The following is a 20,843-nucleotide window of genomic DNA, read 5'->3' on the forward strand; positions in this document are numbered from 1 at the left end:
TTGGACCCGATGGATACCCCTTTCAACGATCGCGGCGTGTCGGTCACGCGTAACGCACTTTCATCGGCCGGCCAGGTCTTTCCGCTACGCGACATTGTCGACGTGCAGGTCGTCACCGTGCAGAAGAACAAGGTCCTGCCATACACGATCTCGCTCTTCGGACTCGCGGGCGCGATTGTCGGCGGCATATGGCGCTCGCCCGTCGGCATGGTGTGCGGCACGATGCTGATCGTGGTTGGCTGGCTCACGTGGGCAACCCAGGACGTCACGCACCGGTTGATGGTGCAGACCGGCAATGGAGAACGTGAAGCCCTTATGAGCATCGACCGCGAGTTCGTCGAACGCGTTGCGGCGGCCGTGCACGAGGCGAAGGCAGCCGCTGCGGCGCCAAAGGCCTGAGTCGCGGACGCACGCAGAACGCCGGCGCGCGTTAACACAATTTTGATTCGCGGCGCGGCAGCTTTTGCGCGTCGTTGAGGTGCGCGCCGCTAGAGTGGTTGGGTATCAACAACGCGCGCCGCCTCGCCGAATCGGCGCAACCATGATGCTCACGTCAGTAGCAACGCCTGAAATCTCCACCACTCGCGCACCCCGTGCACCGCGCGAATTACACACTCCCCGCCGCACGCATATCGTCGTGCCGCTCGTCATCATCGACGTCACCGTGCCGGGCACCTCGTCGGCCAATGGACGGCGCGCGTTGCATGCCGCGCTCGGAGACGATCTGCGTCTCTACATCGTGACCGTCGATCGGCAGCACGAGCGCGTGACTTTTCGTGTCGAAGTCACCTCGCGCTCGCTCGACGACGTGATCGGCCTGCTGGCGGCCACCCTCGATCGCGCCACGCTCGGTCGCGCGCAAGCCACCGTGATCCGCCGCCCGCGCGTCTTTTGACATAGATCAAAGTTTGCACGGACGACTGGCTAGTCGTCCGCAGATCTTTACACATCTTTGCAATTGCCCGCGAGTGGCCATGTAGAGTCGCCGCTCCTGTTACCGCGTGTCCCCTCCCGCAGGCCCTCGCAAGCGTCCCGGTTTCCCCGCCCACGCCACGGCAATCCAGTGAGATTGCCATCAGTGCTGTTCGAGTTGTCCACCCCGCAGCTCACCATGCATCGCCTTCGCCAGGGACCCGCCTTTTGCAAAGCGTGATCCTATGTCCTTGTCGTCTCTCGATGCCGCACGCCGGCATGCCGGTTCTGATTTCCTTGCTCAACTCCGTCGTTCAGCCGCAGCAGCGCTGATCGCAGTGGGCGCGCTCGCCGCACTGACCGGCTGCTCCGTCACCTTCCCTACCCCCACACCGCCGCCCGCTCAAGCCGCGCTGATCAACGGCGGCAACGACGGTATGCTGATTCCGTTGCATGTGGAGCGCGCGGACGAAGATCACGCGCGTCTCGGCCTGCCGATCCAACTCGACGGCAAGGCGTTGTACATGGCGCTCGACACCGGAACGCAAGGCACGCGGGTGCTGAAATCGGTGCTGCCCGGTTCGAACTATCCGAGTGCCGGCGGGGTGAGCTCGCTGTCGTTCGCGAACGGCGTGGAAATTCTCGGCTCGTCCATCAAGCTGCCGTTCAGCGTGGCCGGCACCAAGCCAGCGCTGATCGCCGCGCAGGCGGTGGACGTCGTGCGCTGCCTGCCGAACGCTCGCAAATGCGCCGGGATGGATGGCTACACCGGCGAATTCGGCTGGGCGTTTTCGGGCATCGTCGGCGTAGGCGCCGCGCAGCCGGACGATAGTTGCTGCACTCAACCCTTGCGCGCGTTGCCCGGCAACATCGGTCAACGCTATCTGGTGCACGCCAACTTCGCGAAGCCGTATATGGTGTTGAGCCCGTCGAATACGCTTACCAAAGACTACACGATGGCGCCGATGACAGTCTCGAAAGACGGTACGGCGCAATGGCCGCGGGGCTGCGTGAACGTAGGCGGCAAGATGACCTTCTGCGCGCCGCTGGTGTTCGCCACCGGCAGCACGGGCATGATCCGCATCGAAACCGACAAAGCGCCCAACTGGACCGGCGACGGTGAAGCGGGCAGCGTGCTCGACCAGGGCAACTATGAAGCGGCTATCGGCACGGGTTCATGGGTGCATCGTTACGAAAAAGCGCAAGTCACGATCGTCAAGGCGAAGCCGGATGCGAACCGGATCGTGGTCGGTTTGATGGCTATGCAAAATATCGATGTTCTATTCGACTTCGCGAACCGGCAGCTCGGTTTGTATGCGGCCCAGCAAAGCGAACGATTCGCCCCGTGAGATTCATCGCTCGATAAAAAGGCCGTGCGAAAAAAATCGCACGGCCTTTTTTCTTTTAAACACGCACCACAACCGCGTTCGTATCACGCCATATTGAGCGGATTCACGTGCCAGATGTTGCGTGCATATTCGCCGATGGTGCGATCCGACGAAAACTGCCCCATGCCCGCGACATTCTCGATCGCGCTCTCGGCCCATGCGCGCCGGTCAATGAACCGCGCGTCCACTTCGTCCTGTGCTTTCGCAAACGCGGCGAAATCGGCAAGCACCATATAGTGGTCACCCCAATCCACCAACGTGTGAAAGATATCCGAGAAGCGCAGTGGATCGTCCGGCGAGAAGAAGCCCGTGCGAATCTGGTCGAGCGCCATGCGCAGTTCCGGATTCTCCTCGTATAGTTGTCGCGGCCGGTAGCCGGTGGCGCGCAGGCTGTCCACTTCGTCAGCGGTATGGCCGAAGATAAAGATGTTGTCGCGCCCTACGGCGTCGCAGATCTCGATGTTGGCGCCGTCCATCGTGCCGATTGTCAACGCGCCGTTCAGCGCGAGCTTCATGTTGCCGGTTCCCGAGGCTTCGGTGCCGGCCATCGAAATCTGCTCCGACAGATCGGCCGCCGGAATGATCAACTCAGCCACGCTCACGCCGTAGTTCGGCACAAACACCACCTTCAGACGATCGCCGATCAACGGATCGTGATTGACCTTCTCGCTGACGTCGCCGATCAGCTTGATGATCGTCTTCGCCATGCGATAGGCGGAAGCGGCCTTGCCGGCAAACAGCACCACGCGCGGCACCCAATCGCGCTCCGGATTCGCACGAATCTGGTTGTAGCGGACGATCACGTGCAGCACGTTCAGCAACTGCCGCTTGTATTCGTGAATGCGCTTGACCTGCAGATCGAACAACGCATCGGGATCGAAATGCAGCTTCGTGTGATGCGCGAGCCGCTGCACGAGCCGCAGTTTGTTCTGCCGTTTGGCTTCGCGGAAAGCGTCGATAAACGCGCTGTCGTTGCGCAGCGTGCGCAGTTGGTCCAGCTCGAGCAGATTGCTGCGCCAATCCTTGCCTATCTGCTGATCGATCAGCGATGACAGTGACGGATTCGCCTGCGCCAGCCAGCGCCGCGGCGTGATGCCGTTGGTGACGTTGGTGAAACGGTCCGGATAGATGCGCGCGAAGTCGGCGAAGATATCGCGCGTCATCAGTTGCGAATGCAATTTCGATACGCCATTCACCTTGTGACTCGCGACAATCGCCAGATACGCCATCCGCACACGCCGTTGGCCATATTCGTCGACCAGCGAAATGCGGCGGATCATCTCGCCGTCATGTCCCGATTGCTCGCTGACATGCTTGAGAAATCCCGCATTGATCTCGAAGATGATCTCCAGATGACGCGGCAAAAGCCGCGCAAGCATCTCGACGTCCCACGTTTCCAGCGCTTCGGGCATCAAGGTGTGATTCGTGTACGAGAAAATTTTCGTAACGTGCTGCCATGCCTTGTCCCATGGCTGATGGTGAACGTCCACCAGCAAACGCATGAGCTCCGGAATCGCCAGCACCGGGTGCGTATCGTTCAGATGCACCGCGACTTTTTCGGAGAAACGCCCGAACGTGCTGTGCGTGCGCTGATAGCGGCGAATCAGATCCTGCATCGTCGCGGAAACAAAGAAGTATTCCTGACGAAGCCGCAACTCGCGGCCGGCCGGTGTCGAATCGTCCGGATAGAGCAGCCGTGAGACGTTCTCAGACATGTTCTTGGTGTCGACCGCGTTGCGGTAGTCGCCACGATTGAATGCACCCAGGTCGAGCTCTTCGGTGGCACGCGCGGACCACAGGCGCAGCGTGTTCGTTGCACTGGTCGCGTAACCGGGGATCACCGTGTCGTAGGCCGTGGCATTCACATGCTCGGTGTCGATCCATTCGACATGCTCGCCGCGCTGCACGGTACGTCCGCCGAAGTGCACCATGTACTTGATCTCAGGCCGCGGAAACTCCCACGGATTGCCCGCCCGCAGCCAGTAGTCCGGCGCCTCCACCTGCTCGCCGTTGACGATCTCCTGGCGGAACATGCCGTATTCGTAACGGATGCCGTAACCGAAACCCGGAATGCCGAGCGTCGCCATCGAATCGAGAAAACAGGCCGCGAGCCGCCCGAGGCCACCGTTGCCGAGGGCAGCGTCCGGCTCGATGTTGACCAGCATCTCCATGTCGACGCCGAGACTCGCGAGCGCTTCCTTCATCTGATCGTGAATGCCGAGCGCGAGTAACGCGTTCGTAAACGTTCGGCCGATCAGGAACTCCATCGACAGGTAATAGACGCGCTTGACGTCCTGTTCATATTGCAGGCGCGTGGTCTTCATCCAGCGCGCGACCAGCCGGTCGCGCACGGCGAGTGCGGCGGCGTGCAGCCAGTCATGCGGGTGAGCGGTAACGGCGTCCTTGCCGACACCGTACATCATGCGATTGGAAATTGAGCGCCGTAGCGCGTCGACGGTACTGTTGAGCTGGTCGAATTCCAGATCGACGGCTGTCATCGAAGCCTCCGGGAAATAGCGACACGACCTACGCAAACCGCATGGATGACGGACGGGAGGCGCGTGCCGGTCTGGCGGGTTAATAAGCAGAGTAGGACATTTTACGGCCCGTGAACATCGGCGAGCCAGAGCGGGGGTTCACGCACATGCCATGCCTACTGGAAGGTGGCGCTTCACGGATTTTGCGCACGGACGCGGTGCAAACCGCCCGCACGCGGCACTGCGCGCGTGCATCGGCCCGCAAAACAGGCAGGCGATGGCGAGGGGTGAAGGCCCCCTGCGTCGCAGAAGCATGCACGATTATTTTTTCGATGTGTGACTGGCCGATGAATGCGTTGACTGATTCGATGCGTGGTCAAATCGGAGCACCTCGTCTGCTGAACGGTTATGTGAAGTGAGGTGTGACAAGGTGAAACGCGCGTCAGTTCGAAGACGCGAGGCCGGGGTGACCGTTAGTTGCGTGTTAGCTGCAGTTTCGCTGCGTCATAGGCAGCTTACAAAGCGCCTCCGCCCCGCCAGGCTCCCAGCACGATTTCCGCGTCTCTGTAACAATCGCTTCATTCGCCGCGCGAGCCGCCTGGAACACTGCACTCGGCCTCTGCGCGCTTCATTCCATGCAACCCTGCCACTGGCGCGCCGCGCTGTCCTTCGGACGCGCCCGGTGCTGCGCCATGCCTAACCCGACGAGCCACGCCTTGTCCGACAAACCCAGCACTGCCCGCAGCGCGACACTTGACCAGACCTTGCCGGCAGACGGTCCGATGAGCGCGGCCAACCGCCGCGCGATGGCTGCGATCATGCTCGCGGTCGCGCTCGCCACGCTCGATACCGCGATCGCCAATACCGCCCTGCCCGCCATTGCCACGGATCTGCATGCGCAGCCCGCGGCGTCCGTGTGGATCATCAACGCCTACCAGCTCGCGATGGTCGCGACACTGCTGCCGCTCGCCGCACTCGGCGACATCGTCGGGCATCGCAGGATTTATATCGGCGGCATTGCGCTGTTCACACTGGCATCGCTCGCGTGCTCGCTCGCCTCGACGCTGCCGATGCTGGCCGCCGCGCGCGTGCTGCAAGGTCTCGGCGCAAGCGCGATCATGAGCGTAAACACGGCGTTGATCCGCTATCTATATCCGCCGCATCGGCTCGGACGGGGTCTCGGCACCAATGCGTTGATCGTCGGCGTGTCGTTCGCAGTCGGGCCGACGGTGGCGTCGCTGATTCTGTCGGTGGCCGCATGGCCGTGGCTGTTCGCGGTCAACGTGCCGCTCGGCCTGCTGGCTCTGGCCTTCGCGTGGCCCGCGCTGCCGCACACCGAGCGCGGCACCCACAACTTCGATCCGGTTGCGGCGCTCCTCAACGTCATCACTTTCGCGGCACTGATCTTCGCGCTTGGCGAAGCGGCCCAGCGCGCGTCGACGCAACTGGTGCTGAGCGCCGCGGCGATCGCCGTGGTGTTCGGTGTGCTGCTGATTCGTCGCGAAGCGGGTCACCCTGCGCCGATGCTGCCGGTCGATCTATTCAAGCGGCCGGTGTTTGCGTTGTCGGCGGTGACCGCGGTGTGTTCGTTCGCCGCGCAAGGGCTGGCGTTCGTGTCGCTACCTTTCTATTTCGAGGACGTGCTGCATCGCAGCCAGGTCGAGACCGGCTTTCTGATGACGCCGTGGCCGGTGGTGGTGGCATTGGCCGCGCCGCTGGCGGGCAGTCTGTCCGACCGCTACCCGCCGGGCTTGCTCGGCGCGATCGGCCTCGCGGTGATGTCGGCGGGGATGGCGTCGCTGGCCTTGCTGCCGGTGCATCCGCACGTGCTCGACATCGGCATTCGCATGGCGATTTGCGGCGCGGGCTTCGGCTTCTTCCAGTCGCCTAACCTGAAGGCATTGATGGCGAGCGCCCCGCCCGAGCGCAGCGGCGGCGCCAGCGGCATCGTCGCGACCGCGCGGCTGCTTGGGCAAACTACCGGCGCCGCGCTGGTCGCGCTGAGCTTCGGCATTGCGGGCCGGCATGGACCGACGCTCGCGCTCAGTACCGGCGCCTTCTTCGCCGGCGCGGCGAGCCTCGCGAGCGGGCTGCGGCTGTTCGCGCCGTCGCATCGCGCGGGCGTGCATGCAAAGGCGTCGGCGGATTAGGTGGACTCGGCGGACTAAGCAGAACGGGCGCGCTGCGGTGGCAGCGCGCCCGTTTTTTCAGCTACCTGCCTCTGCCTGAGCAACCGCTCAGCGCGCGGCGAAGTACCCCTTCACGGCGGCAATAAAGGTATCGATATCCGCGCGCGACACATCTTTGTGCGTGACGAAACGCGACGCGTAGAGCATCTGCGTGAGGATGCCGCGCTCCTTGAGCCACGCCTCGAGCGGCGCGCAATCCTGCTGCGGAAACTGCGCGAACACCATGTTGGTCGCGATCGACTGCACCTTGACGTGGTCGATCGCTTCCAGACCGGCCGCCAGATGCGCGGCGTTCGCGTGATCGTCGGCGAGACGCTCGACGTTGTGGTCCAGCGCGTACAGGCAAGCCGCCGCCAGCACGCCGGCCTGACGCATGCCGCCGCCCAGCACCTTGCGCCAGCGATGCGCCACCTCGATCAGCGCCTGGCTGCCGACCAGCACCGAGCCGACCGGCGCGCCCAGCCCCTTCGAGAAACAGATCGAGATCGAATCGAACGGTGCGCACAGCGCCGCGACCGGCTTGCCCGACGCAACTGCCGCGTTGTAGACCCGGGCGCCGTCCAGGTGAGCCGACAAGCCGCGCTGACGCGCCAACTGCACCGCCTCGTCGACGTAACCCGCCGGCAGCACCTTGCCGCCAATGGTGTTTTCCAGCGCCAGCAGCCGCGTGCGCGCGAAGTGGTTGTCGATCGGTTTGATCGCCGCGACGATCTTCTCGAGCGGGATCGACCCGTCGGCGGCATTTTCGAGCGGCTGCGGCTGGATGCTGCCCAGCACCGCCGCGCCGCCGCCTTCGTACTTATAGGTGTGTGCCAACTGGCCGACGATGTATTCGTCGCCACGCGCACAATGCGCCATCAACGCAGCCAGATTGCTTTGCGTGCCGCTCGGGAAGAACAGGCCGGCTTCCTTGCCGGCGCGCTCCGCGACCGTTGCCTGCAAACGCAGCACGGTGGGGTCGTCGCCCCAGACGTCGTCGCCCACTTCGGCGGCCGACATCGCCGCGAGCATGGCCGGGGTGGGACGGGTTACGGTATCGCTGCGCAAATCGATCATGGTGAGAGCCTTGTGTGTCCCGAGGTGTCCCGAGTTTGTATCAAAAAATTAGCTTATCCGCCCGACTTCGGCAGCCAGGCAAGCGGATCGACCGGCTGGCCGTTATGGCGCACTTCGAACTGGATCGACGCCACGCCCCGGCTATCCACGCCGACTTCGCCAATGGTCTGCCCTTGCGCGACAGCGTCGCCTTCCTTGACCAGCAGTGTACTGTTCTGTCCGTAGGCGGTAATCAGCGAGTCGTCGTGCTTGATGATGATAAGCGGGCCGTACGCTTCGATCCCCGTACCGGCATACACCACCCGGCCGGTCGCGGCCGCCTTGACCGGGTCGCCCGGATGGCCGCCGATCACGATGCCGTTCGACTTGCCCGGCGCAAAGGCTTTCAGTATGGGACCGCGCAACGGCCATTGCAGCACGCCTTGCTGCGCGACGTCGGCTTCGCCGGGCGCACCCGGTGTCGCGGTCGCACTATTCTGACCGGCAACATTGACCGGCGGTGTCACGACACTACCCGACGCCATCGGCGGAGCTACCCGCAGAACTTGTCCGGGATTGACCGGCGAATTCGCTGCGAGACCGTTCCACGCCGCAATCTCCTGCGGCTTACGGCCGTATGCTGACGCAATGGCCGCCAGCGAGTCGCCTGGATTGACGCGGTAGTAACCGGCCGGCACCGGGACCGTGGCAAGCGTGGTCGGCCGCGACGGCGCGCTGCTGTAGAACGGCGTGCTTTCCCACGGCATCGTCGTACAGCCGCTGATCAGTACGCCGAGGGTCGCCGCGATCAGCAACCGGGTCGCCGTGAATTGCCATTGTCTTGTCATGTGATTTTCCTCGACATTTTGATTCAACCGGATTCGATCAGCCCGAAGCATTTGCCGTGCCGCACGGTGCGGGCGTCACGGCGACTGTCCATTATGCCGCCGTGTGCGCCGGCTAAGGCTCCGCCATGGGCATGGGTGAGACGTCCCTCAGACGCTGCCCTCGGCCTCGACCACCAGAATGCGCGCCACGCCAATGGGATGCGCGACATGTTCGGTGCCCACCGACGCGTAGAACACGTCGCCTGTTTCCAGAATCGCCGACTGCTCGACCCCGCCCTCGCGATAGCGCATCTCCACGCGGCCATCGAGCACGGCGAACACCTCCTCGCCGTCGTTGACATGCCACTTGTAAGGCTGATCGGTCCAATGCAGACGCGTTGTGATGCCGCGCATATTGGCGATATCGAGCGCGCCCCAGGGACGCGTCGCGGTGAAGCTCTTGCTGCGGATGATCTTCATGGCGGATAGCTGGTTGAGAAACTTACGCTGCCGGCACGTTATCCGTGCTGCATACCGGCGTGCCCGGCCCGGCAGGATCGCGCGCTTCGACTGGCCCCATTATAGGTGCTGCGGCAAGCATGGCCGCCGACATGCGGCCGCCCAGGAGCATTAGTGTGATTATTGAATCCTTTCAGCCCTCGCCTATACTCAGTCATGCTGCCGCAACGCGCCGTAAGCAAAACGCCTGAATTCAGCGAGGAGTTGGGGATGAACAAAGCCACGTTTCTGGCCGTGCAGCTCAACGTCGACGACATTGCGGCGTCGCCCGGTTTGGTCGAATTGCTGAACACGCATCTGGTTTTCGCGGCAGACGTCGCCGAGGCCGCCGACGCATTGGTTCAACTGGCCAGCATCGCGGGATTGTCCAGTGGCGTCGAAGCCAGCGTTGAGATTCCGGCTCTGGCCATCGAACGGCTGCGCGAGGCGCTCGACAATCTCAGCGGTTACGACGAATCCTGGTTGCTTGCGCTGGAACCCAGCCGCGCGCTGTTCGACGAAATCGGCCGACGGCATCGCACCCTGCATTAAAGCTGCGCTCGCGGACAACCCATCAGCACCCCCGCGCACCGACGCGCACCCCGGCGCTCCCCATGCGCCGACGGTCCGCCAGTTTTCGCTCACCGCCCGAACCGCCTGATCGCCCGGCATACCTGAGCGTCGGCGCCATCCGAAGGTTTCGGGCGAGTCAACCGGAGGAACGCCGTGAAAAGTCTCCTGAACCGCCGTAGCGTGCTGGCAGGCCCATCGCATCTCGTGCAGGTCTCACGAGAGAACAGCGCCGATTCCGTATCGCCCGACGACAGTGAGGAGGCCGCGCTAGCCGCGGCGGCCGGCGTCGCTCCCGCTGGCTCCGCGGCCGGCTCACCCGCGGTTGCCCCGGCTGCGGAGCCGGCGCGGCCGGTGACGACGTTACGGCCGGTGCCGGTGGTGCCCTCGCAAGTCAGCGCGCGCGGCGTGCAGATGGCCGACACCGCCGAAGTCGAATGGCTCGCCGAAGAAGAGGCGCTGACGCCGTTTCGCGTATTTCGCAGCTTCGCCTATTCGGTGAGCCTGTTGTTCCACGCAAAGGAATTGACGTACTACGTCGCGCTGTATCAGGACGGCTCGTTGTGGCGCGCACTCAAAGCCGCCGACCTCGAAGCTGCGGAAACCGCCTTTCATCATTTCGAGGAACAGGCAACCCGGCTTTCGGATGGCGAGACGCGCCGCGCGCAACTCGAGGCGCAAAACGAGCAGTTGGCGCGCATGATCGCCCGCTCCGAGGCACAGGCCGAACGGTTGCGCTCGGATCTGCAACGGCGCGGCGCACAGGAACAGATCGTGTCGAACCGGCAGCATCAGGTGCGCAAGGAAGTGTCGCAACTGGAAGCGCAACGGGTGGCCGCGCAGGCACATCTGAACAAGGCGCATCGGCAGATTCACCAGCTCAATCTGACCAGCAACGAAGGGATTCCCCATTTGCCGAATCGGTGATGCCTGCTCCGAGATTGAGCTGGGATCGAGCTGAGATAGACCCAACGGCGAAGCAGTGCCGTAAACGACAAAACGCCGCCCGACAATTCCGGGCGGCGTTTTTTACATTGCTCGCCGCCAATCAGCCTGGCGGCGTTTGCATCAGCTTCAGCGCGATTTAGTTGCCGAAGTAGACCGAGTTGCGGTCATTGCCGCTCACCGGACGGCCGGCTTGCGAGGTGCCTGCCATCGGTGCGCCGTAGCCGCTGTTCACAGCTTGAGCGGTGCCGTTCTGAGCATCGACACGTGCTTGTGCGGCTTGCAGGTTAGCCGGGTAGTCGACATGGTCGCCGATCGGGTTGTAACCGGCCTTTTCCAGTTGCACCAGTTGAGCGCGGACTTCAGCGCGCGTCAGGGGTTGGTTCGATTGGGCAAACGAGGCAACAGGCGCAACCAGAGCGGCGGCAACGACAACAGCAGAGATAAGGGACTTCATGATGTAAACCTCCAGAACTTGTAGTTAATGCGCCTTGGGACCTGTTGTCCGTAGCGCTTAAGTAGAAGTTTAGGAGCGTTGACATGTAGGGGAAACCCCTAAAACGACGAAACTCTATTGCGATTTTCGAAACAGTAACCGGCCCGACGTACCGCCGCGCTATCAGTCCGATAGCTTTCAACAATAATCGCCTATCTCGATTTCAATCGCTCATGCGGCCCGGCGCGCCTTATGGCAAGCGCGCGCCGGGCCGCAATTCAAACGATCAATTCCAGTTCGCGTGGAAGCTGCCCGGCTTGTCGATACGCTCGAACGTATGTGCGCCGAAGAAATCGCGCTGGGCCTGTACCAGGTTTGCCGGCAGGCGTTCCGAACGATACGCGTCGAAATACGCCACGGCCGATGCGAAGGCCGGCACCGGCACGCCCGCATTGACGGCGGCAATCACGACCTCGCGCAATGCCGACTGGTAGTTCTTCGCGATGTCGCGGAAGTACGGATCGAGCAGCAGATTGGCAATCGCCTTGTCTTTCGTATAAGCGTCCGTGATCTTCTGCAGGAAGCGGGCGCGGATGATACAGCCGGCGCGGAAAATCTTCGCGATAGTGCCGTAATCGAGATCCCACTTGTACTCTTCCGAGGCGGCCCGCAATTGCGCAAAACCTTGCGCGTACGAAATCACCTTGCTGAAGTACAGCGCACGGCGCACCGATTCGATGAAGGCGTCACGCTCCACGCCCAGCGGCTTCGCTGCCGGCCCTTCCAGCACCTTGCTCGCGGCCACGCGCTGAGTCTTCAGCGACGACAGCACGCGCGCGAACACGGCTTCCGTGATCAGCGGCAGCGGTGCGCCGAGGTCGAGCGCGTTCTGGCTGGTCCACTTGCCGGTGCCCTTCTGCGCCGCGCGATCGAGGATCACGTCGACCAGGTCCTTGCCGGTTTCTTCGTCTTTCTTGTCGAAAATCTTCGAGGTGATCTCGATCAGGTAACTGTCGAGTTCGCCCTTGTTCCATTCGGTGTAGACCTTGCCCAACTCTTCGTTCGACAGGCCGACCACCTGCTTGAGCACGGCATAGCTCTCGGCGATCAACTGCATGTCGCCGTATTCGATGCCGTTGTGCACCATTTTCACGAAGTGGCCCGCGCCGTCCGGTCCCATGTACGCCACGCACGGCTCGCCGTCCGGCGCCTTGGCGGCGATCTCGGTGAGGATCGGGGCGACCAGGTCATACGCGTCGCGCTGTCCGCCCGGCATGATCGACGGGCCTTTCAATGCGCCCTCTTCGCCGCCCGACACGCCCGTGCCGATGAAATGCAGGCCGGCCTTCGCCAGTTCCTGATTACGGCGGATGGTGTCGGTGAAATGCGTATTGCCGCCGTCGATCAGGATGTCGCCCTTATCCAGCAGCGGCTTGAGCGATGCGATCGTGGCGTCGGTCGGTTCGCCCGCCTTGACCATCAGCAGAATGCGGCGCGGCTTTTCCAGCGACTCCACGAATTCTTCCAGCGTGAAAGCCGGCACCAGCTTCTTGTCCGGATATTCGGCGATGAGTTCGTCGGTTTTCTCGCGGCTACGGTTGTACACCGACACCGCGTGGCCGCGGCTTTCGATGTTGAGCGCCAGATTGCGGCCCATGACCGCTAGCCCCACCACGCCGATTGCCTGTTTGCCCATGTGAATTCTCCAGAGTCCAATGAATGTCGAGACGCCGCGCCGGAAGGAACGTCGGCGGGACGTCGAGGGTGAAAGGATAAAAGAAATGCCGGCTTGCCGCTCGCTGGCGCTCATGGGCGCCAGGCGAGTGGACTTTGCGCCGCGCGTGGGGCTTCGGGCGTCCACGCGCGGTCAATCGTTTTGTCAGACTCGTCCGACCCGTTAGCGTTTCCTGAACACCAGACTGAAATTGTTGGCCGGCATCGCGATGGGTTCGTCGCACACCAATCCAAGCGACGCGCCCAGCGCTACCACGGTTTCCATTTCGCGAACGCCCCACGCCGGATCACGGCTGCGCAACTGCCAATCGAATGCCTCGTTGCTCGGGGAGGTATGCGCGCCGCCGCGTTTGTAAGGGCCGTACAGATACAGTACACCGCCCTCGGCAAGACGGCGGCTCGCGCCGTCGAACAGCGCTTGCGTCGCGCTCCACGGCGAAATGTGAATCATGTTGATACAAACCACGGCGTCGAGTTTGCCCTGCGCGTCGACACCCCAATCCGCCTGATGCACGTCGAGAGCCAGCGGCACGCGCACGTTCGCCAGCCCTTCGTGCGCGGTCCATGCGGCAATCGACGCGCGTGCATCCGCATCGAGGTCGCTCGGCTGCCAGTCAAGTCCCGGAAGCGCGGCGGCGAAGCACACAGCGTGCTGACCCGTGCCGCTGGCGATTTCCAGCACGCGGCCGGTGGCGGGCAGCACCTCGCGCAATACGGCGAGAATCGGTTCGCGATTGCGTTCGGCGGACGGCGAGCGTTGCCGCAACGCCGGATGGGAATCAGTCATGTTCACTTTGTTTCAGTACAGCGCCGTGCGCACGCGTTCGGCGAGCTCACGGTCATAGGTCACCGCATCGAACTGCACGCCGTTGATGCGCCGGTGGATCTCACCCGCGCTCGGCAGGCGTGAACGTTCGACATAATGCGCCGGATCCCACAGTTTCGAGCGCACCAGCGCCTTCGAGCAATGAAAATACACCGCGTCAACGTCGATCAGCAAAACGGTGCGCGGCAGTTTACCTTCGACGGCGAAACTGTCCAGCAATTCCGGATCGTTGGAAATGCGGCCGCGGCCGTTCACGCGCAAACTTTCGCCCACGCCCGGAATGATGAACAGCAGCGCCAGATGCGGCTCGGCGATGATATTGCGCAGACTGTCGACGCGATTGTTGCCGATGCGGTCCGGCAGCGCGAGCGTGCGTTCGTCGATCACGCGCACGAAGCCCGGCGCGTCGCCGCGCGGTGAACAGTCGAGGCCGTCGGGACCGGCGGTGGCGAGCACCACGAAGGGCGCGACCTCGATGAACGCGCGATAGTCTTCGTTCACGTAGGGAATCTCTTTGTTCACTGCGCGCTCGTGAGGCTGACCGTAGATTGCTTCGAGCTGTTCGATCGTCGTCAACATCGGCGTTCCTTGGGTGTGGCGGTTTCTTGTGAAAGCAGCGCTGCGTGGGATAAAGATTATCGGCGATTTACGCGGGCCGCGCGGTTTCCGGCAACCAACCCACGCAACCTGCCCCCGCTGCGTAACTAGTCCAGTGCGAGACGGCCCGCGAGCGCGGTCAGCGTATCGGCGCAGGGTGCGGCAATTTTCAGCGACAGCAACGGATCGGCGCGCGTGCGCCCCAGATTGATCGCAACGATCGGCTTGCCCTGCTTCTGCGCCCACACGCAGAAGCGGTAGCCGGAATAAACCATCAGCGACGAGCCGACCACCAGCACGGCATCCGCCGCATCGAGCGCATGCGAAGCCGCTTCGACGCGCTCGCGCGGCACGCTTTCGCCGAAGAACACCACCGAAGGTTTCAGCAAACCGCCACAGTTCGTGCATGCCGGAACGCGAAAAGATTCCAGATCGTGCCACTCCAGATGCGCGTCGCCGTCAGCCGCGGTTTCGGCAGTGACGTTCAGCAGCGCGGGATTCCCGGCTTCGAGCGTCTGCTGGATCGACGCCCGCGTATGCTGCATACCGCAGTCCAGACACGTCACGCCATCAATGCCGCCGTGCAGCTCGATCACTTCGCGGCTGCCCGCGCGCTGATGCAAACCGTCGACGTTCTGCGTAACGAGCGTCGGCACATGGCCCGCTGCCTCGAGCCGCGCCAATGCGGTATGCGCGGCGTTGGGCTGCGCGTTGGCCACGACCGGCCAGCCGACCATGCTGCGGGCCCAATAGCGCTGACGCATCGCGGCCGTGCCGAGAAATTCCTGCAGCGTGATTGGCGGCGAACGCTTCCATGCGCCGTTGTCGTCGCGATAGCCTGGAATGCCGGAGTCGGTGCTAATGCCCGCGCCGGTCAGCACGAACAGACGCGGATAGCGCTGCACGAAGGTATGCAGGTCGTCCAGCGTGTGCGATGCGTTGAAGGGTTCGACGTATGCGGACTGGGGGTCGGTCATGACGGGGAGAAGGTGTGGCTGCGGCCTGGGTGTGAAAGCTGAAACGCCGGTTAGCGGCGCGTGCGCGGCTTGCTCTGCCGCTCGCGCGCGGTTCGCGCCGCCGGCGCCGCTTGCCTTGCTTGCCATTCGGCGAGCGCTGACTGATAGCGCTCGAGCGCTTCATCGTAGAGATCGAAGACACACGGATTGCAGCCGCTATGACAACAATCTTCGAGCTCGGGCTGCACGGGCGGCACCGGCTGCGGGTCGTCCTTGGGTGTGGCTCGGGGCACGGTGAATCGCTTTGTCGAAAAGGCGGGAAACGCTCAGTATAAGTTGATCTCCCGCGCGGCGCGCGGCGGCGCTCCGGGCTGAACGCGCGCCTGCAAAGCCCGCCCAGGCCGCTCCTGCAAGCCGCTCGCCCCGCGAAGCCCCGCCTTTCAGCCTCTGCCGACGAACGGCATCTTGCTCGCCATGATCGTCATGAACTGCACGTTCGCCGACAACGGCAACTCCGCCATATGCAGCACCGCGTCGGCAACATGTTGCACGTCCATCAACGGTTCGACCGCGATTTCGCCGTTTGCCTGCGGTACGCCTCGGGCCATCCGCTCGGCCATCTCCGTCGCGGCATTGCCGATGTCGATCTGCCCGCACACGATGTCGTATTTGCGGCCGTCGAGCGAAACCGCTTTCGTGATGCCGGTAATCGCGTGCTTGGTCGCGGTATAGGCGATGCTGTTCGGCCGCGGCGCATGCGCGGAAATCGAGCCGTTGTTGATGATGCGGCCGCCCCGCGGCGTCTGCGCTTTCATCAGGCCGAAGGCCGCGCGCGTGCAGAGAAACACGCCGGTAAGATTGGTGTCGACCACCGAGCGCCATTCTTCGATATCGAGTTCGTCGATATCCACCGGCGAGCCATTGCGGCCCGCGTTATTGAACAGCACGTCGAGCCGGCCTCGCCACGTGCGGATCGTGTCGAACAGCGCGGCGACGCTGTCGGCGTCCGTCACGTCGCAAGCCACGGCAAGCGCGTCGCCACCCCGTTGCCGCGCTTCTTCGGCCACGGCGTCGAGCGGCGCCTGGCGGCGACCGGCCAGCGCGACGCTATAGCCGTGTTCCAGCAGCCTGAGCGCACAGGCTCGGCCGATGCCGCTGCCCGCGCCCGTCACCAGCGCCACTTTCCTGATTCCCGTTCCCGTCACCACGACTCTCCTTGTTGCGTAGATGCGCTGCACGCGACACGTCCGGCAGGGCCAGGCTATCGATCAGTCCAGCCGATCAATCCAGTGCGCGGTCGTACGGGTTCGCGAACAGCGATTTCCTATCCGCCGAAGGCGGATAGTTTGGCCTTAGCACCATACAGCAGCGGATCGTCCATCACAAATGCAAAGGCACGGCGGTCTTCACGTTGGGTAAGGATTCCGAAAACGCGACCTGGCCGTTCTGGATCAGCGGAATCAATCATCCGGCGGCCCGACACGAACGCATGGATGCCTGACCGGTAAACCCGGCGAAGTCGGCGCTGAGGGACGGGCCAGCTTGTCCGGCGTGAAATCACGGACATCGCGACGCATAACGTCTTTCAACGTGCTTTCATTAGTTGTCTTTCCGGTGCAACACGATGCCGATCGGCGCATCAATGGTATTGTTCGCCGTTGCGCGCCGCATGCGCAATTCAAGCTCTTCCCCGGATGGTGGAAGGAAGACAGGAAGCACGCTTTATGAACCAACTCTTCACACAGCCGCAAGGTGCTGAGGCCGCGCCGCAGCGCCGCTGGCCGCGCACCGGCTACCCCCCAATGCTCACGGCCACCGCCGCCTGGCACGTATTGGTGCTGGCCGGATGCCTGCTGATGCCCTCGGCGTGGCCGTGGTGGCTGGCCGCGATCTTCGCGAATCACGCTATTTTCACCGTGGCCGGCCTGCTGCCGCGCACCTCGCTGCTCGGCCCTAACTGGACTCGCCTGCCGGTCGGCGCGCGCAACGCGGACGCGATCGCATTGACCATCGACGACGGTCCCGATCCCGTCGTCACCCCGCAAGTGCTCGATCTGCTCGACGCCTTCAAGGTGCGCGCCACCTTCTTCTGCATCGGCGAGAAAGCACAACGCCATCCGGAGATCGCACGCGACATCGTTGCACGCGGCCACGCGCTGGAAAACCATTCGCAGGTTCACCTGCACACGTTCTCGATCACGTTTCCAGCCGCACTCACACGCGAAATCGACGCGGCGCAACGTACCTTCGAAGCATTGAGCGGCGAGCGGCCCATGTTCTTCCGTGCCCCGGCGGGTTTGCGCAACATCTTTCTCGAGCCCGTGCTGAGCAAGCTCGATTTGCGGCTCGCGGCGTGGACGCGGCGTGGTTACGACACGCGCGAGCGCGATCCGCAAGTCGTCGCGCACCGGCTGCTCGACGGCCTTGCCCCGCGCGACATTCTGCTACTGCACGACGGCAATGCCGCGCTCACCATCGACGGCAAACCGCTGATACTCGCAGTCCTGCCGCGTGTGATCGACGAAGCCCGCCGGCGGCATTTGCGTTTCGTGACCCTGCGTGAAGCGCGTATCGACGACTGAATCGGCGCCCTTTCGCAGGGCTTAGCCGCTGGCTCGGCGGCGAGCCACGCAAACGCCGCCTCGCATCCTTCTCACACGCGGCGGTTACACCCGAAAATCCGCCGCCATGTCTTCGTCCGTGCGCGCCTCGAGCTCGCCGCTGCGGCAGGCTTTCAGAAACACGTCGTAATCGCGTTCCACCTGGTCCGCGTAGCTGGTGGCATAGCCGGTGAGGGATTCCGCGAACTGATCGCCACGGCCGATGTACGCGCTGACTTCGATCGCCTGGCCACTTGCCTTGGCATGCGCGCGCGCCATGATCCAGCCGCACAGTTTCGCGTAGCCTTCGAGGAGGTCCGTGTCGAACAGCTCGATGTTCGCCGACAACTTCATGTCGCGCAGTTGCCGGAAGTAGAAGTGGCGCCCTGACGGCCCGCTCGCCCAGCCGAGAAAAATATCGCTCGCTGCCTGCAGCATGCGCTGCCCGCGAACCACCCGCTCGCCCTCATGCTTGAGCGAGGGCGCCTTGTAGTACTGCGCGATCACCGAAGGCCGTGCCTCCTTGATCTGGATGAACAGCGGCTTGCCCATGTGATCGACGTTCAGCAGCACAAGGCAACGTGTGCCCACGCTGCCCACGCCTACTACCTTGAACACCAGGTCCTGTGCCGTGAAGTGGCTCAGCAACTCTCGCCGATCGTGCGACAAGGTTTTCAGGTATTCGCTCCACGTCCGCTCGATCAGCTTGCTCCAGTTGGCGGTCGTGAACCAGTCGTCGTCGGCAGAAAACAGCGTATTGACGCCATGCACATGAAAGAGCCCGGGCGGCGCATCGCGAATCGACCAGCGATTGCCATCGAATTCGGCCATTTTCTCCAGCAGGCTTTCGTGGGTACGGCCCGCCGCTTTCTCCATGCCACGGCGCACGACGCGGCGACGCTCCGGCGTCAACGCTGTCTCGGCCATCAGATCGAAGGTGATACGGTCGTACCAGAGTTCAAGCGCGCCGCATTGCGCGTATTGCGCCATACGGTCGCGATATTCTGTGGCGGCGGTCATTACCAGATGCTCCGCCGTGCCGCGGCTCAAACGCATATGGCGCGCGGCCACCACGAGGCTCGCGGTCAGGCGCTTCAAGTCCCATTCGAATGGGCCCGTTGCCACTTCGTCGAAATCGTTCAGGTCGAATACGAGTTGACGCTCCGGCGTCGCGAAGCCGCCGAAATTCATCAGATGGCCGTCGCCGCATATCGGCATGGAGAGACCTGTGTCGGGCACCCGGCTCAGATCGTGAGCCTGAATGATCGCGGTGCCGCGAAAGAACGTGAATGGCGACACCGACATGCGCCCGTAGCGCAACGGCACGAGCTTTTCGACCCGCCCTTCGCTGCTTTGCTTCAGCAGCTCGATCGGGTTGCGATGCAATTCGCCCACCGTGCGATGGCTCGACCGCTTCGAGTGTTCGCGGGCGGCGCGGCCACGGGCTTCCCGTTCGGCGATGGTGCTGGCTCTCATGTTCTTCTCCGGTTTTTGTATGAATTTACTATCGGTTCCAAAGACTGCTTCTGCCGGCACGGCGAGCTGTCACCAACGGTAGCCCACACCGCCGAAAATCACGTCCGAATCGCGATCATAGCTTGTGACCACCCGATTCCACGCGATCCGCGCTTCCCAATGGTCGGTCAGACGATACGCGCCGGCGATCGTGACGAGGCCGGAAAACTTCCCGGCGCCCGGTCCCGGCGACGCGCTGTTCTCGTTTTCATTAATCGCGTAGTAAGCGCCGAGTCCGAGTCCTAGCGTTACCTTGTCGTTGAGGAAGGCACGCGTCGCCCAGAGCTGGCTGGTCACGCCGTCGCGGCGGGCCACCTTGCTGCTGCCTTCGTGAAGATAACCGAGCGTCACGTCGAGGTATTTCGCGAGGCCGCGACGGTACTCGATCGCACCGCCCAGCGCGCTCGGCGAGCTGGTTGAATTGACGATGGTCTTGCCGAGATACACCGCGACTTCATTGTTGGTGACCTTGTGCGTGCTGCCGCTTGCCCAGTCGCGCGGACCGGGCGTGCCGGGAGCATCGAGCTGATAGCCGACGCCGAACATCAGGCTTGTCGCATCCGGCCCGCGTTGCACGTGCACGCGATTCAACTGCAGTTGCGTGATCCACCGACTCGACGCGTAGTACGCCGCGCGCACGCTATACACGACACCCCAGCCGTGCGTGTCCGAATAGCTCCCGCCTTGCACGGCGGTGGTGGTGTCAAAGTAACGGTATGGCCCGATGCCTGCCTGCACGACGAACTGCGGAGTTCCCACGGGAATGCGGCCCCATAGCTGGATCATCTGACCGTCCCTGTGATGGTCCGGAATGTGTCCTTCATTGAGCCACGTGAAACTCGCGGCAAAGTATTGCCCGAGCCCTTCCTGATAATTAAATGCCCAGGTGTAGGTGTTTGTGCTGCCCGCGCGAGAGCCGCCACCGAATAGTGAAAACTCCTGCGCGTGACCTGCGGTGGATACCAGCAGAAGTCCAAACCCGGCAGCGCACGAGGCCGCCTCGATTGCCAGTCTGCGGCTCACAGCAAAGTTCAGATTCCGCTTGCGCATTGCATCTCCGGATGAGTCGCTGTGACTGCCGGCATTCATGGCCCGGCAAAAAAACCGATTAGCGGTAAAAAGCGCCAGAACCGGCTGTCATTACAAATTGATTGCCATGCTAGCAGACCATTCGGTAAAAATGCCACCCTATGCTTTTTGTGTAATCGGTCATACACCTCGCTTCTCCACCATTCGGTCCGCGAATACAAAAACTGGTTGCGACCGCAACGACCCTCCCTGGTACAGCGGACAAAATTACCTGAAATTTAAATAAAGATTAACCAGTTGGTGAATATT

The 20,843-nt window shown here is 63.0% G+C and carries 20 protein-coding genes; 7 read left to right on the top strand and 13 right to left on the bottom strand.

What is annotated here, in order from left to right:
- The first annotated feature begins 9 nt into the window (after window positions 1-9).
- The 3 genes from HWX91_RS10265 (at window position 10) to HWX91_RS10275 (ending at window position 2,261) form a co-directional block, all read left to right on the top strand.
- Window positions 10-399: a DUF6232 family protein gene (locus tag HWX91_RS10265; RefSeq protein WP_028198290.1), complete on the top strand. Its 390-nt coding sequence runs from the start codon at window positions 10-12 to the stop codon at window positions 397-399.
- A gap of 142 nt (window positions 400-541) precedes the next feature.
- Window positions 542-895 (top strand): hypothetical protein, encoded by a 354-nt coding sequence (locus tag HWX91_RS10270; protein ID WP_028198291.1) that lies wholly within the window; start codon window positions 542-544, stop codon window positions 893-895.
- Window positions 896-1,157: 262 nt separating this feature from the next.
- A complete protein-coding gene (locus HWX91_RS10275; RefSeq protein WP_028198292.1) occupies window positions 1,158-2,261 on the top strand; it encodes a hypothetical protein in 1,104 nt (367 codons plus the stop codon).
- Between the two features lie 83 nt (window positions 2,262-2,344).
- On the opposite strand, the gene HWX91_RS10280 is transcribed toward HWX91_RS10275, so the two are convergent.
- The gene (locus HWX91_RS10280; protein WP_028198293.1) at window positions 2,345-4,798 is read right to left on the bottom strand and encodes a glycogen/starch/alpha-glucan phosphorylase; all 2,454 of its coding nucleotides are present in this window, start codon (window positions 4,796-4,798) and stop codon (window positions 2,345-2,347) included.
- Window positions 4,799-5,559: 761 nt separating this feature from the next.
- Here HWX91_RS10280 and HWX91_RS10285 point away from each other — a divergent pair.
- Window positions 5,560-6,927 (top strand): MFS transporter, encoded by a 1,368-nt coding sequence (locus HWX91_RS10285; protein ID WP_028198294.1) that lies wholly within the window; start codon window positions 5,560-5,562, stop codon window positions 6,925-6,927.
- A gap of 87 nt (window positions 6,928-7,014) precedes the next feature.
- Here the strand turns inward: HWX91_RS10285 and ltaE are convergent, their stop codons facing one another.
- The 3 genes from ltaE to HWX91_RS10300 form a co-directional block, all read right to left on the bottom strand.
- Window positions 7,015-8,022, bottom strand: a complete 1,008-nt coding sequence (gene ltaE / locus HWX91_RS10290) for a low-specificity L-threonine aldolase (protein ID WP_028198295.1) — start codon at window positions 8,020-8,022, stop codon at window positions 7,015-7,017.
- A gap of 53 nt (window positions 8,023-8,075) precedes the next feature.
- Complete coding sequence (locus HWX91_RS10295) at window positions 8,076-8,849, bottom strand: peptidoglycan DD-metalloendopeptidase family protein (protein ID WP_028198296.1); 774 nt, start codon at window positions 8,847-8,849, stop codon at window positions 8,076-8,078.
- A 147-nt stretch (window positions 8,850-8,996) separates the two neighbouring features.
- On the bottom strand, window positions 8,997-9,308 hold the full coding sequence (locus HWX91_RS10300) for a cupin domain-containing protein (protein ID WP_028198297.1): 312 nt from the start codon (window positions 9,306-9,308) through the stop codon (window positions 8,997-8,999).
- 249 nt (window positions 9,309-9,557) lie between these two features.
- Between HWX91_RS10300 and HWX91_RS10305 the strand changes: the two genes are divergently transcribed.
- Both HWX91_RS10305 and HWX91_RS10310 read left to right on the top strand, forming a co-directional pair.
- Window positions 9,558-9,878 carry a hypothetical protein gene (locus HWX91_RS10305; RefSeq protein WP_028198298.1) on the top strand — a complete coding sequence of 107 codons (321 nt, stop codon included), beginning with the start codon at window positions 9,558-9,560 and terminating at the stop codon, window positions 9,876-9,878.
- Window positions 9,879-10,052: 174 nt separating this feature from the next.
- On the top strand, window positions 10,053-10,823 hold the full coding sequence (locus HWX91_RS10310; RefSeq protein ID WP_028198299.1) for a DUF2968 domain-containing protein: 771 nt from the start codon (window positions 10,053-10,055) through the stop codon (window positions 10,821-10,823).
- Window positions 10,824-10,980: 157 nt separating this feature from the next.
- Here the strand turns inward: HWX91_RS10310 and HWX91_RS10315 are convergent, their stop codons facing one another.
- From HWX91_RS10315 to HWX91_RS10345, 7 genes are all read right to left on the bottom strand, one after another.
- On the bottom strand, window positions 10,981-11,298 hold the full coding sequence (locus tag HWX91_RS10315; RefSeq protein ID WP_028198300.1) for a DUF4148 domain-containing protein: 318 nt from the start codon (window positions 11,296-11,298) through the stop codon (window positions 10,981-10,983).
- Window positions 11,299-11,563: 265 nt separating this feature from the next.
- A complete protein-coding gene (gene gndA, locus HWX91_RS10320) occupies window positions 11,564-12,973 on the bottom strand; it encodes an NADP-dependent phosphogluconate dehydrogenase (protein WP_028198301.1) in 1,410 nt (469 codons plus the stop codon).
- Window positions 12,974-13,174: 201 nt separating this feature from the next.
- Complete coding sequence (locus HWX91_RS10325) at window positions 13,175-13,798, bottom strand: DUF938 domain-containing protein (RefSeq protein ID WP_028198302.1); 624 nt, start codon at window positions 13,796-13,798, stop codon at window positions 13,175-13,177.
- A gap of 12 nt (window positions 13,799-13,810) precedes the next feature.
- A complete protein-coding gene (locus tag HWX91_RS10330) occupies window positions 13,811-14,416 on the bottom strand; it encodes a pyridoxamine 5'-phosphate oxidase family protein (RefSeq protein ID WP_028198303.1) in 606 nt (201 codons plus the stop codon).
- A 125-nt stretch (window positions 14,417-14,541) separates the two neighbouring features.
- On the bottom strand, window positions 14,542-15,411 hold the full coding sequence (locus HWX91_RS10335) for an NAD-dependent protein deacetylase (RefSeq protein WP_028198304.1): 870 nt from the start codon (window positions 15,409-15,411) through the stop codon (window positions 14,542-14,544).
- Window positions 15,412-15,461: 50 nt separating this feature from the next.
- Window positions 15,462-15,683, bottom strand: a complete 222-nt coding sequence (locus HWX91_RS10340) for an oxidoreductase-like domain-containing protein (protein WP_028198305.1) — start codon at window positions 15,681-15,683, stop codon at window positions 15,462-15,464.
- Window positions 15,684-15,830: 147 nt separating this feature from the next.
- On the bottom strand, window positions 15,831-16,595 hold the full coding sequence (locus HWX91_RS10345; protein ID WP_028198306.1) for an SDR family oxidoreductase: 765 nt from the start codon (window positions 16,593-16,595) through the stop codon (window positions 15,831-15,833).
- 519 nt (window positions 16,596-17,114) lie between these two features.
- Here HWX91_RS10345 and HWX91_RS10350 point away from each other — a divergent pair.
- Complete coding sequence (locus HWX91_RS10350; RefSeq protein ID WP_028198307.1) at window positions 17,115-17,972, top strand: polysaccharide deacetylase family protein; 858 nt, start codon at window positions 17,115-17,117, stop codon at window positions 17,970-17,972.
- An 84-nt stretch (window positions 17,973-18,056) separates the two neighbouring features.
- On the opposite strand, the gene HWX91_RS10355 is transcribed toward HWX91_RS10350, so the two are convergent.
- Window positions 18,057-19,466, bottom strand: a complete 1,410-nt coding sequence (locus tag HWX91_RS10355; protein ID WP_028198308.1) for a DUF2252 domain-containing protein — start codon at window positions 19,464-19,466, stop codon at window positions 18,057-18,059.
- Window positions 19,467-19,535: 69 nt separating this feature from the next.
- Entirely contained in the window at window positions 19,536-20,555 is a 1,020-nt protein-coding gene (locus HWX91_RS10360; RefSeq protein ID WP_028198309.1) for a hypothetical protein, read from the bottom strand.
- Window positions 20,556-20,843 lie beyond the last annotated feature (288 nt).

This window comes from Paraburkholderia fungorum, from assembly GCF_902833645.1.
Taxonomy (GTDB): domain Bacteria; phylum Pseudomonadota; class Gammaproteobacteria; order Burkholderiales; family Burkholderiaceae; genus Paraburkholderia; species Paraburkholderia fungorum.